Source organism: Bradyrhizobium sp. BRP19, from assembly GCF_020194195.1.
GTDB lineage: Bacteria > Pseudomonadota > Alphaproteobacteria > Rhizobiales > Xanthobacteraceae > Bradyrhizobium > Bradyrhizobium yuanmingense.
Map to the genome: position 1 here is coordinate 1 of NZ_JADYVZ010000031.1, position 2,500 is coordinate 2,500.

At 56.4% G+C, this 2,500-nt stretch carries 2 tRNA genes and 1 rRNA gene; all 3 read left to right on the forward strand.

Features of this window, described 5'->3' with window-relative positions:
- The first annotated feature begins 627 nt into the window (after nt 1–627).
- A 16S ribosomal RNA gene (locus tag I6F36_RS36920) occupies nt 628–2,116 on the forward strand.
- A 191-nt stretch (nt 2,117–2,307) separates the two neighbouring features.
- Nucleotides 2,308–2,384, forward strand: a tRNA-Ile gene (locus I6F36_RS36925).
- Nucleotides 2,385–2,417: 33 nt separating this feature from the next.
- A tRNA-Ala gene (locus I6F36_RS36930) sits at nt 2,418–2,493 on the forward strand.
- Nucleotides 2,494–2,500 lie beyond the last annotated feature (7 nt).

A 2,500-nucleotide genomic window follows, 5' to 3' on the forward strand; every position in this document is an offset into this window, starting at 1 on the left:
GGCCCCGGGGGAGGCCGCCGGGGAGGGCTCTAAGGCGTCCTTCAGAGCCCGCTGGCGGGCAAACTTTTTTTCAGATTTTTTGCCGGGCGGGCTCGTTCGATGTGCCCGGCGGCTTTCTAAATGGCTGGAATCGTGGGTGTTTTCTCGCTGGTCCGCTGTGCGACGATTTGTTGACGATTGGCGTTGACAGGCCGGAAGGTGGGGCCTATAACCCCAACCACTGAGCGCGGCGCCGCCGGGTCACTGACCAAGGCGAGCGAACGCGCCACTGATGCTCCTCACCTTGTTGAGTGACACAACAGCCGACACCAGTCGGTTGGAGTTCATCCATCGTCGGTAAGGGTGTCGGAACCCTTCCTCTCAGGAAGGTTGAGGCCTCCATGGTCTCGGGCTGTTTGACAAGTGAAGATGAAGAAAGAGAAACGTGGACGGCGGAGTCCTTGCGGGTCTCGCTTCCGAGAAGCTTCGGCTTTTCTGATCGAGACCGGACGAAAGACTTCGGCGGTACACGTTTTAAAGGAAACACCATCGTTGCCAGCGATGTGAATCGCGGGCAGCACATCGACTTCGGTCGATAATGGTGGGACCTCGTCAAACGTTGTGATCAGCCGGTTCAAAGTTCAAGTCCAACTTGAGAGTTTGATCCTGGCTCAGAGCGAACGCTGGCGGCAGGCTTAACACATGCAAGTCGAGCGGGCGTAGCAATACGTCAGCGGCAGACGGGTGAGTAACGCGTGGGAACGTACCTTTTGGTTCGGAACAACACAGGGAAACTTGTGCTAATACCGGATAAGCCCTTACGGGGAAAGATTTATCGCCGAAAGATCGGCCCGCGTCTGATTAGCTAGTTGGTGAGGTAATGGCTCACCAAGGCGACGATCAGTAGCTGGTCTGAGAGGATGATCAGCCACATTGGGACTGAGACACGGCCCAAACTCCTACGGGAGGCAGCAGTGGGGAATATTGGACAATGGGGGCAACCCTGATCCAGCCATGCCGCGTGAGTGATGAAGGCCCTAGGGTTGTAAAGCTCTTTTGTGCGGGAAGATAATGACGGTACCGCAAGAATAAGCCCCGGCTAACTTCGTGCCAGCAGCCGCGGTAATACGAAGGGGGCTAGCGTTGCTCGGAATCACTGGGCGTAAAGGGTGCGTAGGCGGGTCTTTAAGTCAGGGGTGAAATCCTGGAGCTCAACTCCAGAACTGCCTTTGATACTGAAGATCTTGAGTCCGGGAGAGGTGAGTGGAACTGCGAGTGTAGAGGTGAAATTCGTAGATATTCGCAAGAACACCAGTGGCGAAGGCGGCTCACTGGCCCGGTACTGACGCTGAGGCACGAAAGCGTGGGGAGCAAACAGGATTAGATACCCTGGTAGTCCACGCCGTAAACGATGAATGCCAGCCGTTAGTGGGTTTACTCACTAGTGGCGCAGCTAACGCTTTAAGCATTCCGCCTGGGGAGTACGGTCGCAAGATTAAAACTCAAAGGAATTGACGGGGGCCCGCACAAGCGGTGGAGCATGTGGTTTAATTCGACGCAACGCGCAGAACCTTACCAGCCCTTGACATGTCCAGGACCGGTCGCAGAGATGTGACCCTCTCTTCGGAGCCTGGAGCACAGGTGCTGCATGGCTGTCGTCAGCTCGTGTCGTGAGATGTTGGGTTAAGTCCCGCAACGAGCGCAACCCCCGTCCTTAGTTGCTACCATTTAGTTGAGCACTCTAAGGAGACTGCCGGTGATAAGCCGCGAGGAAGGTGGGGATGACGTCAAGTCCTCATGGCCCTTACGGGCTGGGCTACACACGTGCTACAATGGCGGTGACAATGGGATGCTAAGGGGCGACCCTTCGCAAATCTCAAAAAGCCGTCTCAGTTCGGATTGGGCTCTGCAACTCGAGCCCATGAAGTTGGAATCGCTAGTAATCGTGGATCAGCACGCCACGGTGAATACGTTCCCGGGCCTTGTACACACCGCCCGTCACACCATGGGAGTTGGTTTTACCTGAAGACGGTGCGCTAACCCGCAAGGGAGGCAGCCGGCCACGGTAGGGTCAGCGACTGGGGTGAAGTCGTAACAAGGTAGCCGTAGGGGAACCTGCGGCTGGATCACCTCCTTTCTAAGGATGATCCTTCAGCGAGCTCACGCTCACTATCGGATCGTTTTAGAAACATCAGTGGCCAACAGATCGCCAGATCGTTGAGCTGCATTGGCGGGATTTCGCCGTCTTCGTTTCTCTTTCTTCGCGGACGAACACGCGCTGGGCCTGCATCAAGCAGGACCCACGGTCCCTGACGGGATATGCGTTAGGGGCTTGTAGCTCAGTTGGTTAGAGCGCGCGCTTGATAAGCGTGAGGTCGGAAGTTCAAGTCTTCCCAGGCCCACCACTTTCATCGAGTGAGCATTCGTCTTCTGGTTACGGGGCCATAGCTCAGCTGGGAGAGCGCGTGCTTTGCAAGCATGAGGTCGTCGGTTCGATCCCGTCTGGCTCCACCAGATGGTT